Below are 23,815 nucleotides of genomic sequence, written 5' to 3'. Positions count from 1 at the left end.
CCTGGGGTTACTCATTTGTCAAACCCCGCAACGATACGGGATTCCAAAGTTACGGAATCCGCTCGAAGAAAGCGCCCTTTCATTTGGCAGGGTTTCACAAAAAAATCCCGACACACCATGGCATCGGGATTCATATTTTCTGTTTTTCTGATTAAGCCGTTACGCCAAGAACTTCGGCCATTTTCTTGCCGATCTCAGCGGGAGAATCCACTACATGGATACCGCACTCGCGCATGATTTTCTTTTTGGCAGAAGCGGACTCGTGCTCACCGCTCACAATGGCTCCGGCGTGGCCCATGGTGCGGCCTTTCGGCGCCGTTTCACCGGCAATGAAACCCACCACCGGTTTGGTTCCGTTGTCTTTGATCCACTTTGCAGCACGGGCTTCCAGCTCACCACCAATTTCGCCAATCATCACGATACCTTCAGTAGCTGGGTCGTTCATAAAAAGCTGAATGGCCTCAAGCGTGGTGGTTCCGATGATGGGGTCTCCACCAATACCAATGGCTGTGGTAATACCCATGCCAGCTTTTACCACCTGGTCGGCTGCCTCGTAGGTTAATGTTCCTGACTTGGAAACAATGCCCACATTGCCGGCTTTGAATACGAAGCCCGGCATAATGCCCACCTTGGCTTCGCCGGCCGTGATTACGCCCGGGCAGTTGGGGCCAATCATGGTACAGTCTTTATCGTCAATGTAGCGTTTTACCTTTACCATGTCATTCACAGGAATTCCCTCGGTAATGGTTACAATTACTTTGATTCCGGCGTCGGCTGCCTCCATGATGGCATCGGCGGCAAATGCAGGTGGCACAAAAAGAATTGAAACATCTGCTCCAGTGGCTTTCACGGCATCCGAAACGGTGTTGAAAACCGGGCGGCCCAGGTGCTCCTGGCCTCCTTTTCCGGGGGTAACTCCCCCCACTACGTTGGTTCCGTATTCTATCATCTGTCCGGCGTGAAAAGTTCCTTCACCTCCGGTAAAGCCTTGCACAATAACCTTGGAATTCTTGTTTACGAGTACACTCATCGTTTCATTATTTGGCGGCCAAAATTAGGGTTTTGACAGGTCTTATCCAACCCAAATTTTATGTGCTTTCACATCGTTTGTTAAGCCTGATGCCTTCGGGCAAAACCATAATCGGTGCAATGCTCTGGTTCTTGTGCATTGGCTAACTTTACCGCGATGCAACAACACAGTCCCGACGATACCATCTGCGCCCTCTCTACTCCACCCGGCGTAGGCGCGCTGGCCGTTATCCGTATGACAGGCCCGAAGGCGGTGGATGTGGTTCAAGCCCACTTTTCCAAAGCACTAAGCTCAAAACCGGCTCCTGCCGTTTTTTACGGCACTTTTCAGCACGAAGATGAGTTGATTGATGACGTCGTTCTTACCCTTTTTCGCGCTCCGGCATCTTACACCGGTCAAGACACGGTTGAGCTTTCCTGCCACGGTTCGCCCTACATCAGGCAGCGTATTTTGCAGGTTTTGTTAAACAGCGGTGCCCGTTTGGCCGAGCCCGGCGAGTTTACCCTGCGGGCCTACCTCAACGGAAAAATGGACCTGAGCCAGGCAGAAGCGGTGGCCGACCTGATAGCCTCCGAATCGGCAGGCGCGCACAAACTGGCCATGCAGCAGATGCGCGGAGGATTTAGCATTGAAATCAACCGCTTGCGCGAACAACTGATTGACTTTGCATCGCTGATTGAGCTTGAACTGGATTTCAGCGAGGAAGACGTGGAATTTGCCGACCGCTCGCAGTTAAGTGCGCTGCTCTCTGAAATTCAATCCCTCATTCGCAATCTGATGGATTCCTTTGCGCTGGGAAATGTCATCAAAAACGGTATTCCGGTAGCGATTGTGGGCGAACCGAATGTGGGTAAATCCACTTTGCTCAATGCTTTGCTGAACGAAGAGCGAGCCATCGTATCTGAAATTCCGGGTACTACCCGCGATACCGTAGAAGATGAAATTCAGATGAACGGACTGGTGTTTCGGTTTATTGATACCGCCGGCATTCGCGAAGCCACCGACCACGTAGAAAAGCTGGGCATTGTGCGCACTTTTGAAAAAATAGCTTCTGCGTCTGTAGTACTTTACATGATTGATTCGGTGCGGAGAGATACAGAACAACTTCAGCACGAGTGGGATGAAATCCGCCGTGCCACCGAAGCCGGAAACCAGCAGGTCATTGTAATTGTGAACAAAACCGACCGCGCTGCTCCGAACCTCGAAGGGTTAAAAATGTACGAAACCTACCCTGTCATCTCCATCTCAGCGCGCGAGAAGCAACAACTCGATGAACTCAAAGATGCCCTGTGCGCGTTTGCAGATCAGCACGACACGGGCTCGCTCGTGGTAACCAACGCCCGTCATTACGAGGCCCTGAAAAATGCATCCAATGCCCTGAGTGATGCCGCCCATGCTATGGAGCAGGGCATTTCGGGCGACCTACTCGCTACCGACATCCGCAAGGCGCTTCACCACCTGGGCGAGATTACGGGGCAGATATCCACCGACGATCTGCTCGGGAATATCTTTTCGCGGTTTTGTATCGGTAAGTAACAGCTTTTTTCTTTCCGCCAAAGTCCCGTATCTTCGTAGCTTCACTTAATCAACCCGGCAGTTTGTATTACAAGCTGCTGAATTTTTGGCTGCGGCTAACATGAAACAACTGTTCACCACCCTTGCGGCATGTGCACTTTTCCTGATCCTGCCCCAGGCTTTGATGGCCCAGGAGAAAACAGAGCGTTTTGAAGAGTTGTTTTCCAACGGCCAACTCAAAACCGAAGGCTATTACGACGCCAAAGGCAAAAAACACGGTGAGTGGAAAGAGTACTATCGCAATGGTGAATTGCTTTCCGTGAAACAGTTTAAGCACGGCTTTTTCGACGGCAAAAACATCACCTACTACAAAAACGGGCACATGCTGGCCGAAGGAGAATACTCAGACGGAGTGCCCCACGGTCGCTTTGCCGATTACGACGAAAAAGGTCGAATCTACCAGGAACGTGTTTTTCAAAACGGCGTGCTGCACGGAACCCATATCATCTACTTTACCAATGGCGAGGTAAACGAAAAAATCAACTACCGCGAAGGCAAATTGCACGGACTGGTGAAAACCTATTACAAGAGCGGGCAGTTAATGACTCAGCAACAATACGAAGAAGGGAATCCCGTAGGCTACTTCACCACCTACAAACGCAACGGAAAGCTCCGCAGCAGAGAGTGGATGGAAATGGATTTTGAACGCCCGGAACCTCTTCCTGAACAACAAGCAACACCCGAAACAAATCAATAACATGAGATACCTATCCGCGCTTTTATTCATTGCCATCCACTACACACTCCTTTCACAAGCAACCCTTGAACCGCGTTTGGAAAGCGTCATGAATGAAAACCGCGATTGGATTCCGGTTCTGCTTTCATTTCACGAACAGGCCAACATTGATTCGCTTCAACTCTCCTTCAATGCGTTGCAGACACCTGTAAACGAAAGGCCACAAGCGGTCATTCAAACAACCCGGAAGTTGGCCCAACGCAGTCAACGCGATATGCTGCAATTTCTGGATGATAACAACATTGCTTACCAGCCAGGTCCTGAGATTTTTATCGTGAACATGCTGGCCCTGCAATTAAAACCCGAAGGAATTGAAGCGTTGCGGCATCACCCCGACCTGCGCGGCATTCTGCTCGATGAATCACCCTTTGCGCTGATTGAGCCCGTGCGTGCACCGGAACCAACGCCCAGAGCGCAAAACAGCAGCGAACCCGGACTTACCGTGGTAGGAGCGCCTGCTCTATGGGCAATGGGATACACCGGCCGCGGAACCACCATGATGAGCGTTGATACCGGTGTGTGGCCCAACCACCCTGCCCTTAAAAAGCAGTGGAAAGGACATCGGGTACCTCTGTCCGAAAGCTGGCTGGGTTATGACCTTGAGTTTCCCGGAGACAAATCCGGTAGCCACGGCACACACACCTCCGGCACTGTTCTCGGACTGGATTCGGCCATGAACGACACCATCGGACTGGCTTTCAACGCCTACTTTATTGCCACAGACCCCGTTGCCAACAGCCAGTCGCAGGTAAAGCCCCTTCACGCCTACCTGCTTGCTTACCAGTGGAGTCTTAACCCGGACGGCGATATCAACACCAGTGATGATGTTCCGCATGCCATCAACAATTCATGGGGTCGCTCTGCCTCGGAAGAATCGCCCTATTGCGACGAGGACATGACCCAAATGTTTCTGGCTGTGGAAGCTGCCGGAATTGCCAACGTGAGTTCTGCCGGAAACAGCGGCCCCGAACCGATGACCATGAGCGTTCCGCACAACATCAACTCCAACGAGGTAAACATCTTTACAGTGGGAAGTGTAAACGGCAATGTGGCCAGTTTACCCATCAGCGGCTTTTCGAGCAGAGGGCCGAGCCAATGTGGAGGCGAAGGATCCATACTGATTAAGCCCGAAGTGGTAGCACCCGGACAAAACGTGCGCTCGGCGGTTGGACAAAACGAATACGCGAGCCTTTCGGGTACATCCATGGCCTGCCCCCATGCGGTAGGTGCTGTACTGCTTCTGAAAGAAGCGTTCCCTTACCTGCCCGGCAAAGACATCCTCGAAGCCCTCTACTACAGCGCCATTGATTTGGGTGAACCCGGCGAAGACAATACTTACGGTATGGGAATCATCAACCTGGTGGACGCCTTTGAATACCTCACAGGAATGGGTTACGTGCCCGAGCCCCCTTTCATTGCTGACCACGATTTGGTGCTGCAGGAAATTGTTTGGCCAAGTGTAAATGCCACCTGCGAAAACACCATTGAACCCATTATTCGGGTGCGCAATTTCGGTTCGCAACCGATTAGCGGTTTTGAAGTTCATTACGGTATCCCGGGTGAGACAGAACAAAGCTTTGAGTACACCGAAACCCTGGCTCCCAACGCCTGGTTAGATGTGACACTTCCTGCCTACACCACTCTTTCCAGCGGATACACTGAGATGTTCTTCGGTGTAGAACCAATTGAAGAGCTCATTGAGCAGGATGTACTGAACAACCAGCTTTTTGCGCGCTTTGCCATTAAAACGTCCGAAGAGATTGATTTCGTGGAAACATTTGAAACAGAAAACATCAACCTCTCAACCTGGCACATCGAAAACCCCGACAACGAAATAACCTGGGAGCCATTTACCTTGCCGGTCTCTTTGGATTCGGCCGTGTGTATGCGTGTTGAGTTGTCGGAATACGCCCCGCGTGCCAGTCAGCTCGATGATTTTGTGGGACCCAAAGTGGCTGTTCCTGCTGGCACTCAAAACCTGTTCCTGGCCTTTGACCTTGCATACCAGCTCCGAAATTCGCCACCCCTGGCCTACGATACCCTCAGGGTGTATGTAGCCAGTGAATGCAACGAAACGGAGCCGGTACTAGTGTACAAAAAGGGCGGTGAAGCCCTGAGCACCTGGGATGTGAGCACCCCCTATTTTGTGCCGACTATTGAAGAGCAATGGCGCAGAGAAGTCATTGACCTGAGTGATGTGGCGAGTGGAGAATATGTGATTCCCATCTTTCAGACCGAAAACAGACGGGGCAACAACCTGTACATCAACAATATTTCGATATATTCCGAATCAGACCCACTTGCTGTGGAAGAACTTTGGATGTCTGATTTGGTACTATTTCCCAATCCGGCGCGCAACGAGGCTACGCTGCGCTGGGCTTCGGTAGAACAGCTACTCAATGTAAGCTTACTGGATGGAACCGGAAGGGCTATCATGCAATGGCAGGTACACGGAACCACCGGCGAATCGCAAATCGATCTTAACGGTTTATCACACGGACTTTACTTTGTTCGCGTATCGGGGCAATCAGGTAACCGAGTACTGAAGCTTGTGAAACACTAATAAGGAGTTAAGCAAAAGGTTATGGGTTCAGAATGGATATCGGTTAAAGAAGCCCTGCCGTCCGATGGTGAGAGGGTATTGGTGTTTATTCCGAACAACGAGGTGTACCTGCCCGGAAAAACCGGAGACAAGCTTCGTATTCGGGTCATCGTCATGAAATTTCAGAAAGATTTTCTGTCCGAAGAAAAGGCCCTGCAAAAAAATACAGCACGGCATTTCTGGGTGGGCGAAGGTCAATCCAACCACTACTTTGAGGATATCACTCACTGGCGTCCGATACCTGATCCACCGGCAGGATTTGACGAGTAAGTTCTCCCTGTCACATTTTACTGCCTTGCTGACACAGGAACGATTGCGTAACTTTAGCCTGTAATAGCATCGAACATGGTTACACGCGCTTTTCGTTACCTCACAGTGTTGATTTTTCCGCTGGTCGCCTTCCTGTCTTTTGAATGGAAGGGTTGGTGGCTTTACAGCACAGTCATTCTGGCATTTGGAGTGATCCCTGCGATGGAACTGCTCTTTCCGCCCGACCCGGAAAACATCAGCGACGAAGAAGAGGAGCGTTTCAAAGACCACTGGCTTTTTGATGTGATGATTTACCTCATCGTTCCCTTTCACTTTTTGCTGTTGATAAGGTTTCTTTTTCTCGTTGCGTTTGAGCCATTGCAGACCTTCGAGCTGATTGGCGCCATTCTGGCCATGGGAACTTTTTGTGGCGCTTTTGGAATCAACGTGGCCCACGAACTGGGTCACCGCAAGGAGCGCGCCCACCGCATTGTGGCGAATCTGCTGCTGATGACCTCACTCAATGCGCATTTCTACGTGCAGCACAACCGGGGCCATCACCGTTATGTCTCCACCCCTATTGATCCGGAAACCGCATGGTTCAACGAAAGTATTTACGCATTCTGGTGGCGCACGGTAGTCTCCGGTTATGTTCACGCGTGGCGTATTCAACTTGATGAACTGCGCAAAAGAGGAGATTCATTCTTCTCGGCTAAGAATGACATGTTGTGGTTTCAATCTTTGCAGGCAATTCTTCTCGTGGTGATTGCCGTCGTTTTTGGTTGGAAGGCTCTCGGTGCCTTTGCCGCCGCCGCGCTGATGGGTATTTTGCTGCTGGCAATCATCAACTACATTGAGCATTACGGATTACTCCGCAAGGAAGTTGCACCGGGTAGGTACGAGCGTGTGCTTCCCAAACATTCGTGGAACAGCGACCACATGCTGGGGCGGCTTATTCTCTTTGAGCTTTCGCGCCACTCAGACCATCACTACAAGGCCAGCCGGAAATACCAGATTCTCATGCACCACGACGACAGTCCGCAGATGCCCACCGGCTATCCGGGTATGATGTTGCTCACGCTTCTGCCTCCCGCCTGGTTCCGCGTTATGAACCCGAGAGTTAAAGCCGTTCAACCCTGATTATCGCGAGTGCGTAGGGTAGCCTGTTTCATGCTGAGTGCAATACGCTTTCTTGGCACATCCACAGAAAGCACCTTCACCCGAACCGGTTGGTTGATTTGAACCACTTGAAAGGGGTCGGAGATAAAACGGTCTGCCAGTTCGGATATGTGCACCAAACCATCTTGCTTAACACCCACATCCACAAAGGCTCCAAAACTGGTAATATTGGTCACAACGCCCCACATTTCGCTCCCTTCTACCAAATCGGATGGGCTGCTGATGCGTTTGTCAAACTCAACCATATAGGCCCTGCGGCGCGGGTCGCGAGAGGGTTTTTCCAGCTCGGCCAGTACATCATTGAGCGTAAAACTTCCCACCCCCTTTTTAAGCCATTTATCGCGATCAACTTTTTGAATGAGTTCCGTATTTCGAATCAGGTTTGAGTGATCTACGCCGAGATTCTTGGCTATGGCCTTCACCAGGGCATACGATTCGGGGTGTACCGCGGTGTTATCCAGTGGCTCATCTCCATCCTGAATGCGTAAAAACCCTGCACAAAGCTCATGGGTTTTAGCTCCAAGTCCGGGCACTGAGAGCAGTTCTTTTCGGTTTTTGAAGGGTCCGTTCCCACTGCGGTAATCAACGATGGACTGAGCGGTTGAACTTCCCAATCCACTTACGTAAGCCAGCAAATACGGACTTGCCGTATTGATATCCACTCCTACCTCATTTACAACAGATTCCACACACTGCTGCAAGGCGCGTTTTAAACGGTTCTTTTCCACATCGTGCTGATACTGCCCTACTCCAAGCGACTGCGGATCAATCTTCACAAGCTCAGCCAATGGGTCCATCAGCCGGCGTCCAATGGATACGGCTCCCCGCACAGTAACATCATGCTTTGGGAACTCTGCCCTACCCACCGATGATGCTGAATAAACGGATGCCCCATCTTCGTTTACCATGTACACATCGAGGTCTGATTTAAACGGCGTGCCTTTTATAAACATTTCTGTTTCGCGACCCGCCGTTCCATTTCCGATGGCGACAACCTCTATGTTGTGCGCCCGCACCAGGGTTTGAAGGGCATTGCGGGCAGCATTGGTTTTTCGCTGTGGTGGATGAGGATAGATGGTATCATGCGCCAGCAATTGTCCTTGTTCATCCAGACACACCACTTTACAACCCGATTTAAATCCCGGGTCAATGGCTATCACCCTTTTGGCTCCCAGTGGAGGAGCCATCAGAAGTTGGCGCAAATTGTTCACAAAAATCCGGGTGGCCTCTTCCTCTGCCCTTTCGCGAAGTTCCTGCTTAAGGTCGTTTTGCAGCGACGGCCGCAAGAGTCGTGAGTAGGCATCGGCACAGGCCTTTTTTATGTGTTGTGCACCTGCGCCTTCACCACGCACAAACTGTGATTCAATAAGCGACAAACAGCGCGATCTGTCGGGTGCAATTGAAAGCTTTAACAGGCCTTCGTTTTCGCCGCGGAACACGGCCAGTATGCGGTGAGCCTTTATTTTTCGGGCCGGTTCTTCGAAGTTAAAATAGTCGCGATAAACCTCGGCTTCTTCTTCCTTGCCCTTCATAACTTCTGCCTTTACCAAAGCCTCGTTCTGAAACACACGCCGCAGTTTGTTTCTGAGCGCAAGGTGTTCATTCACCCACGACGCTACAATATCCATTGCTCCTGAAATGGCATCTTCCGTATTTTTAACTGGTCCCTTCACGAAACGTCGGGCCATGTCTTCAGGATTGCCGTCCTGCCCGGCCATCATCATTTTGGCCAGGGGCTCAAGGCCGGCTTTTCGCGCCTGATCTGCCCGTGTTACACGCTGTGACTTGAAGGGAAGATAAAGGTCTTCGAGGGCTGTTAAAGTATTGGCAGCCAACAGCTCTTCTCTAAGTTTTTCCGTTATCAAATTACGCTCTTCCAAACTTTTGAGCATTGCCTGTCTGCGATTTTGAAGAGCATCAAAGCCTTGCTTCCATTTTTCGAGTTGTTGCAGTTGAACCTCATCAAGCCCTCCGCATTCATCCTTTCGGTAGCGGGCGATAAAAGGAATACTGGCTCCGCTTTCGAGTAATTTAAGCGCGGCCTGTGCGTTTTGAGGCCCCTGCCCCGGTTGGTAATCTATGGCGTGTTGAAGCTGCATGGGACAAAGGTATTACGGGCGGTGGTTTTAAAAAGGCATAGATACAAGATAAGGAGCTTATCATTTGTCTGCTACATTTGTATCGATGAACAACCAACCCGTGACCCCTGCAAGCTTCTTCGACAAGGAGCGCTTGTACATAATCATTTTCAGGTCGGACACCCCGGCTGGCAAGCGATTCGACGTGATTTTGCTTTGGGTCATACTCTTCAGCGTTCTCCTCGTTATTCTTGAGAGTGTTGACTTTATTCGCGAAGGAAACGAAACCTTGTTTCTGGTTCTTGAGTGGATTATCACCGTGCTTTTCTCGGCAGAATATGCTTTGCGGATATACTGCGCCAATGACAAACTGCGATACATCAGGAGCTTTTACGGAGTAATCGATTTACTCGCCATTCTGCCCACTTTTATCAGTTTGGTTTTCCCATTCGCCCGGAGTCTGATGATTATCCGGGTTATGCGCTTGTTGCGTGTTTTCAGGATACTCAAGCTGGACCGGTTTACCCGCGAGAGCAGGGAGATGATATTTGCGTTAAGAGGAAGCGGAGTGAAAATTCTGGTTTTCATCTTTGCGGTGTTGAGTATCGTATCCATTTTTGGCACCATCATGTACTTGGTTGAAGGTGCTGCCTCAGGCTTTAACAGCATACCACGAAGTATCTACTGGGCCATTGTTACGTTAACCACGGTTGGTTATGGCGACATTACCCCTATCACACCCTTAGGGCAAACACTTGCCGTGATTGTGATGATACTGGGTTACGGAATCATAGCTGTGCCCACAGGGATTGTGTCGTCTGAAGTAACCAGACGAAAACTCAAGGCTAAGGATATAGACGTTTCTGATTTGCGGCTTTTTGTATGCCCTGCATGCAAAACAACCGGGCATAAAAAGGACGCTGCCTTTTGTTTTCGATGTGGTGAGGACATTCGCCCTGAGAGATGATACCTGCACCCGAAAAACCCGAAGACTTTTGGGCGACTCAAGTCAAGCTGAACAATTCGCAGTCGAACCAAATTGGCGCTTTTTAACATGTTGGATACAGCCAATCAACCCGATACGACCAACGAAAAAAAAGCACCTACCAATTGTAGTCATTCGGGTATAAACGATATATTTGGCTCGCAAAATCGAACGACCATTTGCCATGAAGCGAACCATTACTAAAGTTTCTCTCGGGTTGCTGTTGCTGCTCGGATTCACAGTACCTGTGCTCGCATGTGACTTTTCACCGAGCGTCACTGCGAACAATCTGGTTGACAACGGAGACGGCACTTTCAGCTTTGATGTGCTGATGTGTGTAGGTGAACGAGGATCGGAAAACGGCCCAGTCATTTTTATGAGTGGCGGCCTGAACATCCTGGAAACCTCAGCTCCTGAAATCATTAACCCATACACAGGCGGAGCCGCCATTGCCAATATTGCGGGCGGTACCATTACTTACTCTTTCGACGGTCTTCCCGGTCAATTCTGGGTTACTGACGATGGCGAGTTCGGTCCGTGTTTCAGTTTTACCCTTACTGTGGATGGCGACCCTAGCAGTGCCTCGGTGAACATAGAAGAAATCAACACCAATTGTCTCAATGAATTTTCAGGAACCTGGTCGAGCAACATCTCAGCAGACGCTCCGGGATGTAATCCTGATTTTACGGTGTTTGCACCGGTAACCATTACAGGGAACACCAACGGCGCCGGAAACGACTGTAACTTCCGACCATCTGACGACCAGACCATCGAGGTAATTGTTCTTTGTGATGGTTTTTACACCTTCTCCACCTGCGACTCTACTTTTTGGGATACATGGATATATCTTAGCACAGACTGCTGCAGCGGGTTGATCGTTGAGAATGATGATATTTGCGGTGCACAATCCGAAGTTAGCGCGTATCTGCCCGCCGGAACCTACTACATCACCGTAGAAGGCTTTTTTAATTTTAACGACGGCGAATACACCTTGATTATCACTGAAGGTGACCCTCCCCAAAAAGCAGAAACAGGACCCGATCAAAACATCTGTGAAAATTTCACCACCATTTCAGCAACCACCCCGGGCTTTGGCGTTGGTCAATGGTCCGTGCTTACCGGAAACGGAGTCATTCAATTCCCCGACAGCGCCACAACTGAGGTAACCAACCTGAGCAATGGTCTCAACCAATTTGTGTACACCATATTCAATGGCGACTGTGAGATTGACTCTGACACCATCAACGTTATTGCCAATGGCAACCTGATGATTGATTGCCCGGATGACATAACAGTCAATGCCGACCCAGCGACCTGCGAAGCCGTTGTAAATTACGACCCGCCTGTGGGAAGCAGCGAATGCAGCACCGTAGAAATTGTTCAGATAGCCGGTCTTGGCTCAGGCTCCTCTTTCCCCATCGGAACCACCATTGAAACCTGGTTGGTAACCGACACCCTTGGAAACAGCGATAGTTGCTCTTTTTCCATTATAGTGGTTGACACCGTGCCACCGGTGGTAGTCTGTCCGGAAGATATAACCGTTGGAACAGATGAAGGCTTCTGTTCGGCCGTAGTAGAGTTCGAAGAGCCTCAAATTGAAAGCGAATGTCCTGTTGCCAGTATTGAGCAAATAGGAGGTTTGCCTTCGGGGTCGGAGTTTCCGCTGGGAAACACTACCATCGAATACCAAATTATTGATGGTAGCGGCAATGAAATTATCTGCGCATTCGATATCATCGTGGAAGATGTTGAGCCACCGGCACTCGAATGCCCTGAAGATATTGTCATTGAACTTGAAGAAGGAGAATGCTTTACCAACGTCGTTTTTGACCTTCCCGTAGCCACCGACAACTGCCCGGGCGTAGGACCTGTATTTCAAACTGAAGGTTTGGCATCCGGAGATATCTTCCCTACCGGCACCACAGTACAGGAATTTCAGGTAACCGACGCAGCCGGAAATACAGCCACTTGTTCATTCAATATAACCGTATTGGAAATCATTCCACCCGAAATAGTTTGCCCGGAAAACATCGTTGTAAGTGTTGACCCGGATGAATGTGGGGCTGTTGTGATGTACGATCCGCCATTCGGAACCGACAATTGCCCCGGAGCAATCACAACAATTATTGATGGCTTGCCTCCCGGCTCATTTTTCCCGGTTGGAACTACCACTGTTGCCTTTGAGGTTATGGATGCCAGTGGCAACACTGCCCAGTGCGGCTTTACCGTGACTGTGGTTGATGACATCGCCCCTGAAATCACCTGCCCCGACGACATCGTTGCAGATAACGACCCCGGCGAATGTGGTGCCAATGTGAACTTTCCCATGCCAACTGGATCGGACAACTGTGATGATTTCACCATATCCCTTCTAACAGACATCGGCCCTGGCGGATTCTTCCCGGTGGGAACAACAGGCGTAGTGTATCAAATTGAAGACGCTGCCGGAAATACAGCCACTTGTACATTTAACGTCACAGTAAACGACGTTGAACCCCCACAACCGAATTGTGGAGACATCGTAACCGACAACGACCCAGGCCTCTGCTCTGCAGTTGTAGATTACCCCGCACCAACTGCCACTGATAACTGCGACAACAACGACATCATTGTAGAGCAGGTTTCAGGCCCTGCACCGGGCTCTACATTCCCGGTAGGTTCCACAACTGTTGTGTGGTCATTCACGGATCAGGCAGGCAATCAGAATTTCTGCGATTTCAACATTATCGTGAATGACACCGAAGACCCCACTTTTGCGGACTGTCCGGGTGATGAAACCATCATTCTACCCGAAGGCGACTGCACCACGGACCTCAATTACGAGTTCCCAACTGCCGAAGACAATTGCCCGGGGGTAACTGTAGAACTTATTTCAGGTCCGGCTCCCGGAACCACAGTTCCAGCCGGTGAGCACACCATTGTGATTGAAGCTGAAGATGCCTCCGGCAATACCGCTACCTGCAGTTTCACCATTACTGTGGTAGAAACCGTGCCTCCTACTATTGAATGTCCTGAGGATATAATTGCTTACGCAGACCCTACAGCATGTGGAACCAACGTTGATTACGAAGCGCCTGTGGGTGAGGACAATTGCCCCGGAGCAGTAACAACACTGACTAGCGGAGTGGGCCCCGGAGGTTTCTTCCCGGTGGGAACCAATACCGAAACGTGGACGGTTACAGATCTGAGCGGAAACACCGCTGAGTGTAGCTTCACCATCACCGTACTGGATACCATTGCCCCGGTGGTTGAATGCCCCAATGATATTGTTGTGGACGCTAATAACGAAGACTGCACAGCAATTGTAAACTACCCTGAACCCACAGCAACAGACAACTGCGACGACAATTTAACCATTGAACTGATTTCAGGACCAGCCTCTGGAAGCGAATTTGTTGTGGGAGTTACCACCATCGTTTATCAAGTAACTGATGAGAGTGGAAACGTTACTATCTGTGAGTTTACCGTAACAGTCATTGGCGAAAGTGACCCATCCATCACTTGCCCCGGCGACATCGTTGTCTCCAATGATGCTGACACTTGTGGCGCCTTTGTGGACTACCCGCTACCCGTGGCTGAAGATGCCTGTGGAGGCGATGTAACACTCGAGCTGAATGCAGGTCTGGAACCCGGAGCATTCTTCCCGCTCGGTACCACAACCATCACCTATACCGCCATAAATACCCTGGGCAATACTGCTACCTGCAGTTTTGTAATCACTGTAGTTGACGAAGAAGATCCGGTGATAACTTGTCCCGAGAACATTACCATAACCGCTACCGAAGACGAATGCGAGTTTGAAGTTAACTACGACCTGCCCACGGCAACAGACAACTGCGAAGTGGTTGAAATCAACTTGATTGAAGGTGAGCCTTCAGGAAGCACCTTCGATATCGGGGTGCACACCATTACCTACGAAGCCGTGGATGCCTCAGGCAACACCGCAACCTGTAGCTTTACCATCACCATCATTGATGAAATAGACCCAACCATTTCTGACTGCCCCTCTGATATTACCTTATCCAATGACGAGGGCGTTTGTGGTGCAGTAGTTAACTACGAACCACCTGTTGGCGATGACAACTGTGACTTTACACTGTCGCTTACTTCAGGCTTTGAGAGTGGTGCCACTTTCCCGGTAGGAAGCACTACCGTAACATGGACGGTAACCGACAATTCCGGAAATACGGCCTCTTGCAGCTTTGTAGTTACTGTAACAGACGAAGAAGCACCTGTTATTGCTTGTCCAGGAAACATCGAAACCTGTGAGCCTGAGGTTGACTGGGACATCAGTGCCACTGATAACTGTGAGGTAACAAGCCTTACCCAAACCGAGGGTCCCGGCCCGGGGGCTACCTTCCCTATCGGCACCACTACCGTTACTTATGAGGCCGTGGATGCATCGGGTAACGTCAGCACCTGCACCTTTACCGTGACGGTTGAAGAAGACCCCGACGCGGCAGATGCCGGACCTGACCAACTGCTTTGCGACGGCAACGAAACAACCCTGGAAGCTAATAACCCCGGCGAGGGAGTAGGTTTTTGGGAGATCGTGAGTGGCTCAGCAGATATTTCCGACCCCAGCGATCCGAACGCAACAGTTTCGAACATTGAGCCCGGTGAACTCGTGTTGAGCTGGACAGTAATCGGTGGAGATATTTGCCCCTCTACCACTGACTTTGTGACCATCATCGTGGAGTCTGAAGGTGGCGTAAATGCTGGCCCGAATGTAACCATCGGACCAGGTGAATCGGCAGACCTTGAAGCCACGGGAACTCCCGAAGGAGGCACCTACGAGTGGTCACCCGCCACAGGCTTGAGCTGTACCGACTGCCCCAACCCTGTTGCATCACCAACTGTTACCACTACCTACACGGTAACCTACACCAGCGAAAACGGATGCCGTTACGAAGATCAGGTTACCGTAACCGTGTTCTTCGAGATTCCAAGTGGATTTACCCCCGATAACGACGGCACCAACGATGTTTGGAACATCCCCGGTGTAACTCCCATTACCGAAGTGATGATCTACAACCGCTGGGGTAACAAAATCTTTGAATCCGTAGGATACAACGACCCCTGGGATGGAACCTACAACAACCAACCACTTCCGGTTGCGGCATACTACTACGTAATTGATTTCAAAGACGGGTCCGAACCCAAAGTTGGTACCGTAACCATCATCCGATAAACTGAGAGACAAACACAGCCATGAAAAGATATCTAAGCTCTTTAGCCCTGGTGTTCATAGCTTCAGTTGCATACAGCCAGCAACTGCCACAGTACAGTCAGTATATGCACAATATGTATGTTGTGAATCCGGCTGCTGCGGGTATGAATGACTATCTCGACATCAACCTGAGCACAAGACAGCAATGGGTTGGAATAGATGATGCGCCTAAAACCTACTACCTCAGCGCAACAGGTGTGTTGGGTAAGCAGGATAAAGATACCGGCCCTTCATTATCTATCCCCATCAGCCGACCTGACTTGTACGCTGCACCGGCCGAAACCGGAAAACGAAAGCTGAAGCACGCTTTAGGTGGTATTGCAATGGTAGATGAATACGGTCCGTTTCAACGAACATTTATCAATTTGGGGTACGCCTTGCATATTCCTGTAGGTAAGAAGTACAACTTCTCCCTGGGTGCATCTTTGGGCTGGACAGGAATGCAGTTCGACTTGAACCGCATCACTCTGCAAGATGCCAATGACGACACATTTAACCGCTTTGTGGGCCAGGGAGAGCAAGCCAATATGTTTGACCTGAATCTCGGTGCCATGTTCTACAGCGACAGATTTTTTATCGGCTATGGTTTGTACCAGCTCATGAGAAATCAAATTGCCTTTGGAGGCAATGAACTTAGCGATGCAAGACTTGCAGACCACCACTATGTGGTTGCGGGCTACAGATTGGGGCTTGGCGAAAACTTTGGTCTAACACCAAGCACCATGCTTCGATACCAGGGGCCTGCCCCACTCTCGTTTGATGTAAACATGCGCCTTGACTATCAGCAGAAATTCTGGCTTGGGGTAGGTTACCGTCACGAAGATGCCGTAGTTGCCATGCTGGGAATTACGATTGCTGACCTTGTGCGTGTTGGATACTCATACGACTACACGCTATCCGGCCTGAACACCTTCAGCAGTGGTAGCCACGAAATTGTACTCGGACTAATGCTCTTTAAAAACTAAAACAGTGCCGCTCATGAACCTATTACGACTTTGTGTTTCCCTGATGGCTGTTTGGACCTTCAGCCTGATGTCTGTAGAAGCTCAGGTGCCGCGATTCGAGAATCCCGAAAAAATGCCTGATGCGGTAAACAGCGGTGCTGCCGAAGAAAGCTTGCCTTTGATGTCGAAAGACGGATCCGTGCTGTTCTTTGTTCGCTCCTTTCACCCTGATAACACAGGCGGTGTAAAAGGTGGCCACGACATTTGGCATTGCCGAAAAAACGATGATGGCACCTGGAGCGATGCCTCCAACGATCTCGGGCCGCTCAACTCAAAAGGCAACAATGCCGTGGCCGGAATCAGCGAGGACGGCAACACCATTTATCTGGTGAACACTTATGAGCGCCGCAACCAAACTGGCATCGGTTTGTCGAAATCTACCTATCAGGAAGGAAAATGGACTACACCTGTAAATGAAAAAGTTCCTGGCGTGAATCCGGTAAATGAGTTCTATAGCTTTTATGTCACTCCTGAAGAAGATATCATGTTCATATCCATGCAGGATAACTTCTCCAAAGGAAAAAATGACCTCTACATTGTACTCAAGGATGAGCAGGGAAGCTGGAATGTTCCTGTTAACCTGGGTGAGAGAATCAACACAACAGGTGATGAAATTTCACCCTACCTCTCTCCCGACAGACAACGACTTTACTTTGCTACCGACGGACGTGCCGGAATGGGTGGATATGACATCTTTTACTCAGACCGACAAGATGAAGGCTGGACCAATTGGAGTGTTCCGGTAAACCTCTCTGGAGTGAACTCCGGAGATTTTGATGCCTACTTTTCTCTTTACGAAGATGGAACAGCCTTCTTTTGCAGTAGCCGCAACGACACCATTGCCAACATATACAGCACCCGATTGGTGGTTGAAGAGGAAGAAGATGATGACGACGCTGTGATTGCTGAAGAAGATGACACGGCTGACCCCAAACTTGGTGATGATGGAGTTTTCGAAGAAGACGATACCATTAAGGTGGTGGGAATAGACCAGAAGCCTATTGACCCTCGCAGCCAAATTGCAAATAATCAGGCTTTGGATAACATCTACTTTGACTACGACAAATATTTTCTGCGCACCAAAAGCAAGGAAGTACTCGACGTTGTAGTTGAAGAGCTTAAAAAAGATGCCGGTTTGAATGTACGTCTGGTAGGCCACTGTGATGATCGCGGTAGCCAGGAATACAACCTTCCGCTATCGAAAAACCGGGCGAATGCCGCCAGAGAATATTTGGAGTCAAAAGGCATTGCCGCAAAAAGAATTGAAATTGCCGGCAAGGGCAAAAAGCAGCCCGCGGCATCCAATGCCACAGAAGAGGGACGCCAACTCAACCGAAGGGTAGAGATTTATTTCAGAGACTAACCTACGGGGACATTATATCTCGATTTGAGAAGGTTAAAGGGTCGTACTTATGAACGACCCTTTTTTAGTGCCATTAGGCAGAGTAATCTCTAAAAAAATTGATAACGAGAACTTTACAATAATACCGACACAAACACATTTCCGTTGCTCCAGGTTTCCCTGGAAATGGAACTGCATTATTTTGATTTGATAAACAGGCACTTGACACCAACAAACTACATTTTAACATCATTCCCTTGACATTCATCTACGAAAATCAGAATTTTGTCGTGGTCAATTTTCACTAAGTCGAAATATTGAAACTTTTTCAAAACGTAAAATCAAACACATAGCTATGAAGCAACAACTACTTACCCTCATTAAAACAAGCATGCTCACTTTTGTAGGGCTCTTGCTTTTCGGAACACTATCAGCACAAGACGTGCGTTTGGCCAATCTAACCCCCGAAGGATTCATCGAACTTAACGCGAACGATGAGCCAGACGGCCACTTCATCATCGACGTTTCGCATATGAGCTTTGAAAGTCCGGCAGAAATGACGCAGTATTTTCAGGCTCGTTGTTGCGAAAACTTTCTTCTTCGCGGCATGCCTTCTGAGGGCAAAGTGCTTCTCGTTGTGAAAGGCAACAACAAACCAAACTGGGATGTAGCTGCCTGGAACGCGCACTTCGCTGAACGTTTGGAAGAAAACCCTATTGGTGAGTAATTCATCTCAAACCTATTGTATTCAGAAACCCCCTTTAATTTCGCTAACATGAAAAACTTTTACGCGCATTTTACAAGTATGATGATCGCGTTGTGTTGCCTGATAGCCAGCCCGGCATCAGCGCAGCTCAATGTTGTCAGCTCATCAGATGCTCATCAACTTGCCAGCTCCATTGTAGGCAGTGGTGTATCTGTGAGCAACGTATCTCTTACCTGCGGCCCTAATGGCGCAGGACTGTTTAGCAACGGAGATGCTACGAACCTGAACCTGGACGAAGGCATACTTCTAACGACCGGCTTAGCCACTGAAGTCGCCAATCCGGCCAGTTTCTTCGCATCAACAGCGCACAACACATCCGGAGATGCTGCATTAGCTGCATTGGTTGGTGGTCTGAGCACCAACGACGCCTGTATTCTGGAGTTCGACTTCGTGCCTACCGACAATCACATTTCGGTTCAGTACGTTTTCGGATCTGAAGAGTACCCCGAATTTGTTTGCTCAAGCTTTAACGATGTGTTTGCGTTTTTTGTGAATGGCCCCAATCCAGATGGTGGATTGTACGCCAACACAAATGTGGCGCTGGTGCCAGGCACCAGTCACCCTGTTACCATTAACAACATCAATGATAACGGTCAGGCTTGTGCTCCTTTCTTCCCGGAGTTCTACGTTAACAACAACAACGGCTCAAGCATTGCCTACAACGGCTTTACAGTTGTTCTTACTGCTAATGTTGCTGTAGTTCCCGACTCTACCTACACCTTCCGTTTTGCTATCGCTGACGTTACCGATGCGATATACGACTCCGGCGTCTTCATCAAAGGAAGCAGCTTCTCCATTTTCTTCTGCCAGGCAGGTAACCTTACCTCTCCTTCACTTACCGGAAACAATGTGGAGATCTGTAATACCGACGCCGACAAAACCGTGCAGGTATTGACAAGTGCAGTTACTCCGAGTGAATTTTACGACTTTGTACTTACCAACGCTGATGGCGACATCCTCGAGATTAACCAAAGCGGAAATTTTGACTTTGAAGGATACGACCCGGCATTGTATGCCATCTACGGCATCTCTTACGCTGGTGAAATCACCGGCCTCGAAGTAGATGGTAATATCGCAGACATTGATGCTGATGCCGAGGAAGGATGTTATGAAATGACCAACCCTGTTTGGGTGGAAGTAAACGTATGTGTTGACATTGAATGCCCCGAAGATGCTTCCGTCTTCTGTCAGCAAGGAACCGACCCCGAAGTTACAGGTAATGCTACCATCACGGGTGATCCAGAAGGAATATATTCAGCAGACTACACCGATGAGGTTGTTTCTACTTGCCCCGTTACCGAAATCAACCGCACCTGGTTTATCGTTGCTCCTGACGGCAGCACAGTTGAAGGGTTGAGCTGTGTACAAAACATCATTGCCAGCAACGATCCCAACGCAGCCATTGTTTGTGCGGAAGGTGAAACAGTGCAATGTTCAACTGACGTACCTGAACCCAATACCGATGCTGTTGATACTTCCGGTCTCTGCGGTGATGTTGTGGTTTCATGGGAAGGTGACGTGGTTGATGGCGACGAGTGTACAGGTACTGTAACGCGCACTTACGTTGCATTCGACCAGTGTCAAAACGAATATACCTGCACGCAGGTGTTTGAATACAACGACACCGAAGCTCCTCAGTTCATAGAAGACATCGAAGACATAGCTGTCGAGTGTGAAGAAGACGTTCCTCCTTTTGTAGAAATTCCTGCAATTGACAACTGTACCGCCGACGTGAGCGCATGGTACTTCGAAACTCCCATTTTCCCTGGTGACGAAACCTGCGAACTTACCACCGCGGTTGGCCCAGGTGTTGACTGGAGCATTGTTCTCTTTAACCTTCCTGGTGCAACCGACTACTACGTATTTGAACCAGGAGTGGGTACCATGGAAGTGTATGCTGACGGTTCTGCGATCATTACCGGTACAGTCACTGCGATCAATAACCCCAACCAACAGTGGGAAGTTTTCATGCGACTCGAGAACAAGCGCGACTGGAATGACTGGAGCGAGCTTGGCAGAAGCTACAAAGATGACCTCATGCTCGCAGAAGACAATTACCTGGACTGGGACTACTACGAGCTTGACAACAACAACTCATTCCTGATTGGCGCCGGTGAATTTGCAGGTTCATTCCTCCAGTTGAGCCACATGCCTGCCAACTATTTCTTCGGATTCCAGTGCGGTATTGCTGCCAACGGCAAAAACTCTAATAACGGTCTTGCCGGCTGGTTCCACTATGAGGGTGTGCTGAATGGAAACAGTGTTTCCGGTCACGGTGACATCAATGTTGACAAGGAGTGTGAAGATAACCCTGAAACAGAATTCCTTTGCGTTTACGAAATTGAGCGCTTCTACATTGCCGCCGATGACTGCGGAAACGTGAACATCGTAAACCAAACCATCACCGTTGAAGACACTACAGCTCCTGAGTTTACTGAAACTCCTGATGACCTCTTCTTCGAGTGTTTTGCTGACATTCCTGCTCCTGATCTTTCTGAGCTCGCCGCCGAGGACAACTGTGGTGGTCCCGTAGAAATCACCTTTGCAGGAGATATCTTCATTCAAGGTGACGAATGCAACGGAGTAATCAATCGCACGTTTGATGCAGTAGATGTTTGCGGTAATCTTGCCAAATACATTCAAACCATCATTGTTGCAGATACAGTTGCACCCGTATTGGCCGGTGTACCTGCAGATATCACGCTCTCATGTGAAGAAGAAATTCCTGCTCCTGCTGATGTAGTTGCTTCAGACAACTGTACTGCTGCAATGGCTGTCATGTTCAACGAAACGGTTGAGCAGGATGAAGAGTGCCCACAGGCATCTGTCATCACCCGTACCTGGATGGCCACTGACGAATGCGGAAATACTACTGCAGCTTCTCAGGTTATTACAATCGTTGACGAAACCGCCCCTGAAGTTACCGAGTGCCCTGCCGATGCAGAGTACAGCTGTATTGATGATGTTCCTGCTGCCGACATCTCTCTGGTAACAGCAACTGACAACTGTGGTGAGGTAACCATTACACACGCAGGTGATGAATGGGACGGTGATGATTGTGAAGGAACAATCATTCGCACATACGTTGCAACTGACGAGTGTGGTAACAGCACTGAGTGCGTGCAAACCATTACTTACAACGACGATGTAGCACCGGTATTTATCAATCCGCCAGCAATGCAAATCTCAGTTGACTGTGCAAACGTGCCCGATCCTGCAGATTTGGAGGCTGAAGATAATTGCAGCGAGGTGGATATCGATTTTGAAGAGACCTTCTTCTCAGGTGGATGCCCCGGTGTGATTCAGCGTGTATGGACTGCAACCGACCAGTGTGGAAATCAAACAGTGTTTGAGCAGTTCATTACCCTGGTTGATACCGTTGCTCCTACCCTTCACAACCTGCCGGCTGATACAACCATTGAGTGCAGCGAAGAAATCCCTGCACCTGCAATGGTAACCGCTACCGACAATTGTGATGCTGATGTTATTGTAGAATTCAGTGAAACCACTGAGGAAGGTGCTTGCCCCGAGGCATACACCATCTTGCGTACATGGACCGCTACCGACACTTGCGAAAACACTGTGTCGCACACTCAGGTAATTACCATCGTTGACACCACTGCTCCCGAGTTTGATTCTGTTCCTGATAATCTGGTGGTTCAATGTCCGGATGATGTGCCCGAGCCAGAAGAGCTCACTGCTACCGACAATTGTGCAGACGAGGTGACTATTTCATTCACCGAACTTACCAGTGCTCAAAGCATCTCAAGCGTTACCACTGCTGTAGGTGATGACTTTGCACTGCGTCTGGCCACCTTCCTGCCAGGAAATGACAAGTACCAGTTCCAGGATGGAGCATCTATCATTCAGTATTCTGATGGAAATGCCCGACTGCAAGGAACGGTAATCAGCACAACCTACAACCAAAAAGGTTGGGAAGTTGATCTCTGGCTCCAGAATGGAAAAGCATGGGATGAGTGGAACGAAGATGGTGGCATCTACATTGATGACAACAACCTTGTTACCAATGAATACAACGACTGGAGCTACTACACCATCAACCCCGGGTTGAGCAAGCTGATTGGAGTACTTGACTACGAAGGATTCTTCCTGAACCTTACCCAGGCCGATCTGCCAGTAGGTAATGGCTTCCAGCTTGGAGACGTAGCCAACAATCGCAACACTGAGTGGGGTATGTACACCCGCTTCTACTTCAGCGGTTTCTACGATGGAAACAACGTAGCTGGTTGGGGTAACATCTTCCTCGACGGACAGGAAGGACCTCAGTTCACAGATTTGTGCTCTTACGAGATTACCCGCATCTGGACTGCTACTGACAACTGTGGAAACAGCACCACCATTGAGCAAGTGATATTGGTAGAAGACACCATTGCGCCCGAGTTTACTATGGTGCCTGATGACCTCTTCCTTTCTTGCTTCAGTGATGTTCCCGCTCCGGATACTGCACTCCTCGAAGCAGAAGACAACTGCGACGGACCTGTTGAAATTGTTCACGCCGGTGACATCATGAATGGAAACGAGTGCGATGGTTTTATTACCCGTATTTACGATGCAATCGACGAGTGCGGTAATATCGCCAAGTACTCACAGATTATCGCGTTTAACGATTCTATTGCGCCTGTATTGGCTGGTGTTCCAATGGACACCGAAGCAAGCTGCGACAACATTCCCGAGCCGGCTGTAGTAACCGCTACCGATAACTGCACCGAAGAGTTGAATGTGATCTTCAGCGAGATGATCGAAGAAGGTGAGTGTCCTCAGTCTTACACCATCATCCGCACCTGGAGTGCTACCGATGACTGTGGCAACAACGCTACGGCTTCACAAAGCATCTTCGTGTTCGACGATCAGGCTCCGGTAATCACCGAGTGTGCGCCCGATGCCAGCTACGACTGTATTGATGACGTACCTGCTCCCGACACCAGCCTTATTACGGCTGTTGACAACTGCGGTATCGTAAGCATCACCCACGGTGGCGACATCGTTGACGGCGACGAGTGTGCCGGTACCATTACCCG

General features: G+C 49.6%; 13 protein-coding genes. 11 read left to right on the top strand and 2 right to left on the bottom strand.

Annotation, left to right across the window (positions count from 1 at the left end; translation table 11 throughout):
• Window positions 1-151: 151 nt before the first annotated feature.
• A complete protein-coding gene (gene sucD, locus EA392_04835) occupies window positions 152-1,030 on the bottom strand; it encodes a succinate--CoA ligase subunit alpha (protein ID TVR40012.1) in 879 nt (292 codons plus the stop codon).
• Between the two features lie 156 nt (window positions 1,031-1,186).
• Here sucD and mnmE point away from each other — a divergent pair, with 156 nt between their 5' ends.
• From mnmE to EA392_04810, 5 genes are all read left to right on the top strand, one after another.
• A complete protein-coding gene (gene mnmE, locus EA392_04830) occupies window positions 1,187-2,566 on the top strand; it encodes a tRNA uridine-5-carboxymethylaminomethyl(34) synthesis GTPase MnmE (GenBank protein TVR40011.1) in 1,380 nt (459 codons plus the stop codon).
• Window positions 2,567-2,666: 100 nt separating this feature from the next.
• Window positions 2,667-3,302 carry a toxin-antitoxin system YwqK family antitoxin gene (locus EA392_04825; GenBank protein TVR40010.1) on the top strand — a complete coding sequence of 212 codons (636 nt, stop codon included), beginning with the start codon at window positions 2,667-2,669 and terminating at the stop codon, window positions 3,300-3,302.
• Between the two features lies 1 nt (window position 3,303).
• Window positions 3,304-5,904, top strand: a complete 2,601-nt coding sequence (locus EA392_04820; protein ID TVR40009.1) for a T9SS C-terminal target domain-containing protein — start codon at window positions 3,304-3,306, stop codon at window positions 5,902-5,904.
• 21 nt (window positions 5,905-5,925) lie between these two features.
• Window positions 5,926-6,213 (top strand): DUF551 domain-containing protein, encoded by a 288-nt coding sequence (locus EA392_04815; GenBank protein TVR40008.1) that lies wholly within the window; start codon window positions 5,926-5,928, stop codon window positions 6,211-6,213.
• Window positions 6,214-6,288: 75 nt separating this feature from the next.
• Complete coding sequence (locus EA392_04810) at window positions 6,289-7,332, top strand: alkane 1-monooxygenase (protein ID TVR40007.1); 1,044 nt, start codon at window positions 6,289-6,291, stop codon at window positions 7,330-7,332.
• On the opposite strand, the gene EA392_04805 is transcribed toward EA392_04810, so the two are convergent.
• The gene (locus tag EA392_04805; GenBank protein ID TVR40006.1) at window positions 7,323-9,470 is read right to left on the bottom strand and encodes an RNA-binding transcriptional accessory protein; all 2,148 of its coding nucleotides are present in this window, start codon (window positions 9,468-9,470) and stop codon (window positions 7,323-7,325) included. The two genes, EA392_04810 and EA392_04805, sit on opposite strands and share 10 nt — an antisense overlap.
• Window positions 9,471-9,555: 85 nt before the next feature.
• Between EA392_04805 and EA392_04800 the strand changes: the two genes are divergently transcribed.
• The 6 genes from EA392_04800 to EA392_04775 all read left to right on the top strand — a co-directional run.
• Entirely contained in the window at window positions 9,556-10,416 is an 861-nt protein-coding gene (locus EA392_04800; GenBank protein ID TVR40005.1) for an ion transporter, read from the top strand.
• Between the two features lie 202 nt (window positions 10,417-10,618).
• Window positions 10,619-15,625, top strand: coding sequence for an HYR domain-containing protein (locus EA392_04795; GenBank protein ID TVR40004.1), 5,007 nt, complete (start codon window positions 10,619-10,621; stop codon window positions 15,623-15,625).
• Window positions 15,626-15,645: 20 nt separating this feature from the next.
• Entirely contained in the window at window positions 15,646-16,629 is a 984-nt protein-coding gene (locus EA392_04790; GenBank protein ID TVR40003.1) for a type IX secretion system membrane protein PorP/SprF, read from the top strand.
• A gap of 13 nt (window positions 16,630-16,642) precedes the next feature.
• Window positions 16,643-18,031, top strand: a complete 1,389-nt coding sequence (locus tag EA392_04785; GenBank protein ID TVR40002.1) for a hypothetical protein — start codon at window positions 16,643-16,645, stop codon at window positions 18,029-18,031.
• Window positions 18,032-18,365: 334 nt separating this feature from the next.
• A complete protein-coding gene (locus EA392_04780) occupies window positions 18,366-18,737 on the top strand; it encodes a hypothetical protein (GenBank protein ID TVR40001.1) in 372 nt (123 codons plus the stop codon).
• 48 nt (window positions 18,738-18,785) lie between these two features.
• A partial coding sequence (locus EA392_04775; GenBank protein TVR40000.1) for a hypothetical protein occupies window positions 18,786-23,815 on the top strand: 5,030 nt, incomplete at its 3' end.

This window comes from Cryomorphaceae bacterium (assembly GCA_007695365.1).
Lineage (GTDB): Bacteria > Bacteroidota > Bacteroidia > Flavobacteriales_D > SKUL01 > SKUL01.
The sequence above is the reverse complement of the archived record's forward strand: the minus strand, read 5'-3'. Positions and strand labels throughout refer to the sequence as shown.